Here is a 6,544-nt window from a genome sequence, read left to right as displayed (position 1 = left end):
GAGTATCTGGGCGTAACCGAGTGGGCAGATGAGGCGAGTGTGCGGCGTACTGGCAGCAAGCGCTGCAGCAATGCCCGGGCAAAGGCCCTCGGCTGGACGCCAACATACCCAAGCTACCGCGAAGGCTACGCCGCGATCCTCGAAGGTCGCTAAAAGCAAAAGATCGCAGCCTTCGGCAGCTCCTACATTGGAATACGTTTCCTGTAGGAGCTGCCGAAGGCTGCGATCTTTTCAGCGGTTTACTGTTTCTCGAGCAACCACTTGCGAGCACCCGGTGTGAACTGCGGCTGTTCATCCGCCAGCGCGGAGTTCACCGCTTGCAGGATTTCCAGCTCTTTGCCCTTGCGCACAAAGATCCAGTTATTGCCCTGACCGTTCTGCTGCAGCCACATGCTGTCGTTGCCGTTGCTCATCGACGCGCAATCGCCCGCCAGGCACAGCGCATATCGATCGGCACCCGGCAATCCGGACACCTGGCCATCGGCCTGGAATTGCACGGTGGCGCCTTCGCCCTCACCGCTGGTGATTTTCCAGCTGCCGCCCATGTAGGCGGAATACAGCGCACGCTCGAAACTCGCACCGATCGGCGCGCCTTCTGGTACCGGAATCGGTGCGCGATCGAACAGTTGCTCGGGTTCGTTATCGCCGGCGGCCTGTTGCAGTTGGCTGCCGTCGCGTTTCAACGCGCTGGCGGAGCTGCCGTAGAAGTCGACTTTCCAGGTGCCGGACTCTTCGCCCAGCAGCCGTCCTTCGACGTTCTCAAAACCATTGGTGTAGCGGGCCTGACTGGCCTTGGTGTTGACGTCCCACTCAAGGTTCGGGCCGTAAGCCTGAAGTGCTTCGCGCAGGGGGCCGCCCTTGGCTGCAGCATTGATCGCCACCTGATTGATCCAGGTGCCGCTGATGTCACGGTCGGCAGGGTTGCTGGCGCAGCCGCCGAGGAGGAGGGCGAGCAGCGGAAGAGCTAGCGCTTTGCGCATGGTGGAATCCTTTCAAAACCTTTTCTTGCAGAGCAGTCGGCGCGGCGTTTGAAGGCCGCGCCGTGCGCATCACTCGATGACCAGAATGGCATCCATTTCAACCTGCGAACCCTTTGGCAGGGCAGCAACGCCGATGGCGGCGCGGGCCGGGTACGGCTGGTCGAAGTATTTGCCCATGATCTCGTTGACCTTGGCGAAGTGGCTCAGGTCGGTGAGGAAGATGTTCAGTTTGACGATGTCCTTGAACGAACCACCAGCGGCTTCGGCCACGGCTTTGAGGTTCTCGAACACCTGGACGGTCTGGGCTTCGAAGCCTTCAACCAGTTCCATGGTTTTTGGATCCAGAGGAATCTGACCCGACATGTAAACAGTGTTGCCTGCCTTGATCGCCTGGGAGTAAGTACCGATGGCGGCCGGGGCCTTGTCGCTGGTGATAACAGTCTTGGTCATGTAGGACTCCTTGTTAGGGTTGCGTTATGCACGCATGCGGGTGATGCGGATCACCCCGGTCAAGGCGCGCAGTTTCTTGATCACGCGGGCCAGGTGCACTCGGTCGTGGACGCTGACCACCAACTGGACAACGCTGATGCGACCATCGCGTTCGTCCATGCTGATTTTCTCGATATTGCCGTCGGCTGCGTTGACGCTGCTGGCCAGCAGAGCGATCAGGCCGCGCTGGTGTTCCAGCTCGACGCGCAGTTCGACGTTGAATTCGCCGGTGACATCCTTGGCCCACGAGAGCTGGATGCATTTTTCCGGGTTGTGCCGGATTTCGCTGATGTTGCGGCAGTTGTCCAGGTGCACGACCATGCCTTTGCCCGCCGACAGGTGCCCGACAATCGGGTCGCCCGGGATCGGCGTGCAGCACTTGGCGTAGCTGAGTACCAGACCTTCGGTACCGCGAATCGCCAGCGGGCCTTCCGGGCTTGGCAATTGTTCGCCTTCGCCGAGCAGGCGGCGGGCGACGACGTAGGCCATGCGGTTGCCCAGGCCAATGTCTTCAAGCAAATCTTCGATCAGTTCGAGGCGGTACTCGGTGAGCATCGCTTTGACGCGTTCGGCCTGGACTTTCTCCAGCGAACTGTCGAAACCGTTGAGCACCTTGTTCAGCAGGCGTTCGCCGAGGCTGATGGACTCGGAACGACGCTGCAATTTAAGCGCATGGCGGATGTGCGTGCGCGCCTTGCCGGTCACCACAAAATTCAGCCATGCCGGATTTGGACGAGCGCCGGGTGCGCTGACGATCTCGACCGTGGAGCCGCTTTGCAGCGGTTCGGACAGCGGTGCGAGACGACGGTTGATCCGGCAGGCGATGCAGCTGTTGCCGACGTCGGTGTGTACCGCGTAAGCAAAGTCGACCGCCGTGGAGCCTTTCGGCAGCTCCATGATCCGGCCTTTCGGCGTGAACACGTAGACCTCGTCCGGGAACAGGTCGATCTTCACGCTCTCGATGAATTCCAGCGAGTTGCCGGCCCGTTGCTGCATTTCCAGCACGCCTTTGACCCACTGACGGGCGCGGGCGTGAGTGCCTTTCGGCTGCTCGTCACCACTGGATTTGTACAGCCAATGGGCGGCGATGCCGTTGTTGGCCATTTCTTCCATTTCGCGGGTACGGATCTGAATCTCGATCGGTACACCGTGCATGCCGAACAGCGTGGTATGCAGCGACTGATAGCCGTTGGCCTTGGGGATCGCGATGTAATCCTTGAAGCGCCCCGGCAACGGTTTGTACAAATTATGTACAGCGCCTAGCACGCGGTAGCAGGTATCGACCTTGTCGACGATGATCCGGAACGCGTAGACGTCCATGATCTCGTTGAAGGCCCGACGCTTGCCGCGCATTTTCTTGTAGATGCCGTAGAGGTGTTTCTGACGACCGCTGACTTCGCCCTGGATGCCGTCGATGGCGAGGCAATGGCCAAGGGATTCTTCGATCTTGTTGACGATTTCCTTGCGGTTGCCCCGGGCGCGTTTGACCGCCTGGTAGATCCGCGCGGAACGCATCGGGTGCATGGCCTTGAAGCCGAGGTCTTCGAATTCGATGCGGATCGCATGCATGCCCAGCCGGTTGGCGATGGGCGCGTAGATTTCGAGGGTTTCCTTGGCTATCCGCCGGCGTTTTTCGCCGGACAGCACTTCCAGCGTGCGCATGTTGTGCAGGCGGTCGGCGAGTTTGACCAGGATCACGCGAATGTCGCGCGCCATGGCCATGGCCATTTTCTGGAAGTTTTCGGCTTGGGCTTCGGCCTTGGTCTCGAAATTCATCTGGGTCAGTTTGCTGACCCCGTCGACCAGTTCGGCGACGGTTTCACCGAACTGCGCTTGCAGCGCTTCTTTGGCGATACCGGTGTCTTCGATCACGTCATGCAGCATCGCGGCCATCAGGCTCTGATGATCCATGTGCATGTCGGCAAGAATATTGGCCACGGCAAGAGGATGCGTGACGTACGCCTCGCCGCTGCGACGGCGTTGACCGTCATGGGCTTGTTCGGCGTAGAAATACGCTCGGCGGACCAGGTTGACCTGGTCGTTGCCGAGGTAGGTCGATAAGCGATCGGCGAGGGCGTCTATGCTCGGCATGATGATTCCTGCCGTAAGCTGTGATCCCGCGCCGTGCTACGTCGACCAGGCATAGGCTTAGACGGCCTCGTTGGACTCGTCCTCGAACGCTGCGAACAGCGGCTCATCCTGGACGATTTCTTGCTCGGCGATGAACTCGTAGCTCATCAGGCCTTCAGCGATTTCACGCAGCGCTACAACGGTAGGCTTGTCGTTTTCCCACTGAACCAGTGGCTCTTTGCCGCCGGTGGCCAGTTGACGGGCACGTTTGGTAGAGAGCATGACCAGCTCAAAACGGTTTTCCACGTGGTTCAGGCAGTCTTCAACGGTTACGCGGGCCATGGTATTCCTCGGAGCGAATGCAATATGCGCGCTGCCCGGTTGGGCGAGCGGACTCAACAGTTTAAAAAATCACCAGCGATTAGGGAAGCGCTGATTTTTTAACCAAGCCCTTCAACGCGCTGCAAGTGCCAATGTAAAGCGCTTGCAGGCCTTTTGGGAAGTGCTGATTAACCGAGCAATTCGGCCAGCAATTTGCCGTGAAGCTGTTGCTGACGCTTCTGAATGAGCTGATTGGCGCGGAAAATCGCTTTCAGATCGTCCAGCGCGTGGGCGAAATCGTCGTTGATGATCAGGTAGTCGTAGTCGACGTAGTGGCTCATTTCGCTGACCGCTTCACGCATGCGGCCGTCGATGATTTCGTCGCTGTCCTGACCACGGTTGGTCAAACGCGAATGCAATGCTTGCAGCGACGGCGGCAGAATGAAGATCGAGCGTGCCTGCGGCATCAGCTTGCGCACTTGCTCGGCGCCTTGCCAGTCGATCTCCAGAATCAGGTCGTGACCTGCGTCGAGGGTTTGCTGCAGATGGCTTTGCGAGGTGCCGTAGAGGTTGCCGAAAACTTCGGCGCGCTCAAGGAAATCGCCGTGTTCGCCCATCTTCACAAACGCTTCGCGCGTCACGAAGTGATAGTTCACGCCGTCGACTTCGCCCGGACGCATGGCGCGGGTGGTGTGCGAAACCGAAACGCGGATCTCCGCGTTGGCGTCGGTCAAAGCCTTGACCAGACTGCTCTTGCCCGCGCCCGAAGGGGCGGAAATGATGTACAGGGTGCCGGTGCTGTGGGTCATGTCGGGGTTGCCTTACTCAATATTCTGCACTTGTTCGCGCATCTGCTCGATCAACACCTTGAGGTTGACGGCGGCTTGGGTGCTGCGCGGATCAAAGGCCTTGGAGCCCAATGTGTTGGCTTCGCGGTTGAGCTCCTGCATCAGGAAGTCCAGGCGACGCCCGGCTGCACCGCCGGACTTGAGCACCCGGCGCACTTCGATGATGTGGGTGCTCAGGCGATCCAGTTCTTCGGCCACGTCGCTCTTTTGCGCGAGGATGACCATTTCCTGTTCCAGACGCTGCGGATCCAGCTCGGCCTTCATGTCGGCGAAGCGGTCGAGGACTTTCTGGCGTTGGGTCGCGAGCATCTGCGGCACCAGTTCACGCAGGGTCACGACGTCTGCTTCGATCGATGTCAGGCGCTCGTTGATCAACCGGGCCAGCTCCGCGCCTTCGCGCTCGCGGCCAGCCTTCAACTCTTTCAGACCTTGATTGAACAGGGCCAGCGCTTCGGCGTTCAGCGCCTGCGGATCGGTTGCATCGCCGACCAGCACGCCAGGCCAGGCCAGGACTTCCAGCGGGTTCAGCGCTGCAGGGTTTTTGATCAGGCCCGCGATGGTTTCAGCGGCAGCGACCAGTTGCGCGGCGCGCTCGCGGTCGATTTGCAGCGCTTTGCCGGTGCTTTCTTCGGTGAAACGCAGGGTGCATTCCAGTTTGCCCCGCGACAGGCCCTGACGCAGCGCTTCACGCACCGCGCCTTCGAGGTCGCGAAAGGTTTCCGGCAAGCGCAGGTGCGGTTCCAGATAGCGACTGTTGACCGAGCGCAGTTCCCAGCTCAGGGTGCCCTGTACGCCGGCTTTCTCGACGCGGGCGAAGGCGGTCATGCTGTGCACCATGGCGGTAACCTCGCAATGCAGATCGGCGCGAAACCTGGGTTCCGCAAGCGCGATATCAATGAATTTATGCCGACTGGCAGCAAAGGCGCAGGATTGTAGCGCAGTGCGGCGAATGCGCCCAAACACACGGTGTGACAAAGGGCTGCAGCCCGTCGGTAATGCGTGTTTCAGGGCCTTCGGTCGTCGGCTCGAATTTTTAACCCGTGCCCAGTCGCGGTGCACCGCTCTATAATGCTCGGCAGTTTTCCGTCCTCAGTACAGGTATCTCCTATGAAACGTCCAAGTGGTCGCGCTGCCGATCAGCTCCGCTCGATCCGCATTACCCGCAACTACACCAAACACGCCGAAGGATCGGTGCTGGTCGAATTCGGTGATACCAAAGTCATCTGCACCGTCAGCGTCGAAAACGGCGTGCCGCGTTTCCTCAAAGGTCAGGGCCAGGGTTGGTTGACCGCCGAGTACGGCATGCTGCCGCGCGCCACTGGCGAGCGTAACCAGCGTGAAGCGAGCCGTGGCAAGCAAGGCGGTCGCACCCTGGAAATCCAGCGCCTGATCGGCCGTTCCCTGCGCGCTGCGCTGGACATGTCCAAGCTGGGCGACGTCACCTTGTACGTCGACTGCGACGTGATCCAGGCTGACGGCGGCACCCGCACTGCATCCATCACCGGCGCCATGGTTGCTCTGGTTGATGCACTGAAAGTGATCAAGAAGCGCGGCGGCCTGAAAGGCGGCGACCCGCTCAAGCAAATGATCGGCGCGGTGTCGGTCGGCATGTATCAGGGCGAAGCGGTACTGGATCTGGACTATCTTGAAGATTCCGCTGCCGAGACCGACCTCAACGTCGTGATGACTAGCACCGGTGGTTTCATCGAAGTGCAGGGCACCGCTGAAGGCGCGCCGTTCCAGCCGGAAGACCTCAACGCCATGCTGGAACTGGCCAAGCAAGGCATGAACGAGATTTTCGAACTGCAGAAGGCCGCACTGGCTGACTGAGCAGGT

Annotated in this window: 7 protein-coding genes and 1 pseudogene; 2 read left to right on the top strand and 6 right to left on the bottom strand. The window is 60.1% G+C overall.

The window, feature by feature from the left end; all coding sequences use genetic code 11:
• Positions 1 to 153 (top strand): annotated as a pseudogene (locus GVL50_RS21065) (SDR family NAD(P)-dependent oxidoreductase); the annotation flags it as partial.
• An 86-nt stretch (positions 154 to 239) separates the two neighbouring features.
• Here the strand turns inward: GVL50_RS21065 and GVL50_RS21060 are convergent.
• The 6 genes from GVL50_RS21060 to GVL50_RS21035 all read right to left on the bottom strand — a co-directional run bounded on the left by GVL50_RS21060 (position 240) and on the right by GVL50_RS21035 (position 5,545).
• Positions 240 to 980, bottom strand: a complete 741-nt coding sequence (locus GVL50_RS21060; RefSeq protein WP_159814951.1) for a hypothetical protein — start codon at positions 978 to 980, stop codon at positions 240 to 242.
• A gap of 69 nt (positions 981 to 1,049) precedes the next feature.
• Positions 1,050 to 1,430: a RidA family protein gene (locus GVL50_RS21055; protein WP_003229509.1), complete on the bottom strand. Its 381-nt coding sequence runs from the start codon at positions 1,428 to 1,430 to the stop codon at positions 1,050 to 1,052.
• A gap of 24 nt (positions 1,431 to 1,454) precedes the next feature.
• Positions 1,455 to 3,560, bottom strand: a complete 2,106-nt coding sequence (spoT, locus tag GVL50_RS21050) for a bifunctional GTP diphosphokinase/guanosine-3',5'-bis pyrophosphate 3'-pyrophosphohydrolase (protein WP_016985811.1) — start codon at positions 3,558 to 3,560, stop codon at positions 1,455 to 1,457.
• A 57-nt stretch (positions 3,561 to 3,617) separates the two neighbouring features.
• Positions 3,618 to 3,881: a DNA-directed RNA polymerase subunit omega gene (rpoZ, locus tag GVL50_RS21045; RefSeq protein WP_016985812.1), complete on the bottom strand. Its 264-nt coding sequence runs from the start codon at positions 3,879 to 3,881 to the stop codon at positions 3,618 to 3,620.
• A gap of 167 nt (positions 3,882 to 4,048) precedes the next feature.
• Positions 4,049 to 4,669: a guanylate kinase gene (gene gmk, locus GVL50_RS21040; RefSeq protein WP_053125052.1), complete on the bottom strand. Its 621-nt coding sequence runs from the start codon at positions 4,667 to 4,669 to the stop codon at positions 4,049 to 4,051.
• A gap of 12 nt (positions 4,670 to 4,681) precedes the next feature.
• Complete coding sequence (locus GVL50_RS21035; RefSeq protein ID WP_053125050.1) at positions 4,682 to 5,545, bottom strand: YicC/YloC family endoribonuclease; 864 nt, start codon at positions 5,543 to 5,545, stop codon at positions 4,682 to 4,684.
• A 270-nt stretch (positions 5,546 to 5,815) separates the two neighbouring features.
• Between GVL50_RS21035 and rph the strand changes: the two genes are divergently transcribed.
• A complete protein-coding gene (gene rph / locus GVL50_RS21030) occupies positions 5,816 to 6,538 on the top strand; it encodes a ribonuclease PH (protein ID WP_016985814.1) in 723 nt (240 codons plus the stop codon).
• The last annotated feature ends 6 nt before the right edge of the window (positions 6,539 to 6,544 follow it).

The organism is Pseudomonas sp. 18058 (assembly GCF_902706155.1).
Lineage (GTDB): Bacteria > Pseudomonadota > Gammaproteobacteria > Pseudomonadales > Pseudomonadaceae > Aquipseudomonas > Aquipseudomonas rustica.
This window is presented reverse-complemented; position numbering and strand designations above follow the sequence as displayed.